The organism is Streptomyces lancefieldiae (genome assembly GCF_031845825.1).
Lineage (GTDB): Bacteria > Actinomycetota > Actinomycetes > Streptomycetales > Streptomycetaceae > Streptomyces > Streptomyces lancefieldiae.
The window spans coordinates 1-475 of sequence record NZ_JAVRFH010000301.1 but is presented as its reverse complement, the minus strand read 5'-3'; the positions used below and the strand labels follow the sequence as shown (position 1 = coordinate 475).

General features: G+C 75.4%; 1 pseudogene. It reads right to left on the bottom strand.

The annotated features are described in order from the left end of the window. Positions 1–366: pseudogene (locus RM812_RS42240) on the bottom strand (GNAT family N-acetyltransferase); the annotation flags it as partial. Positions 367–475 lie beyond the last annotated feature (109 nt).

Genomic DNA, 475 nt, shown 5'->3' with positions numbered 1-475 from the left:
GTGCCGGGCGGCCCGGTCCAGACCGCGCTGGAGCGCCCCGACCGCGTACCCGGCCTCCTCCTCGTCCAGCAGGATGTCGAAGAAATCGGAGATCGCCCCGCCCATCGGCACCAGCAGCGGCATCGGACGGTGCGCCAGCATCAGCGGCGCGGCGCCGATCAGCCGCCCCGAACGGCGGACCAGCAGGACCCGCAGCCGCCCCTCCTGACCGTAGGAGATCCACCACGACTGGAGCCACGCGTGGCTCTGGAACGGGGTGGCGGTGGCGCAGCGGCGGTGCAGCGCGTCCCACTCCCCGGCGAGCGCGCCGAACTCCCGGAAGTCCCGGCAGAGCGTCACGGAGAGGCTGCCCCGGCCTGCCGTCATCGCACGAGCTCCCGTCCCTCGGCGGTGCTGCCGTCCTCGGTGGCGCTCGGCCCGGGGACCTCGGCCGCGGTGGGCCCGGGCACCTGGGCGGAGACGCTCCAGTCCGTGC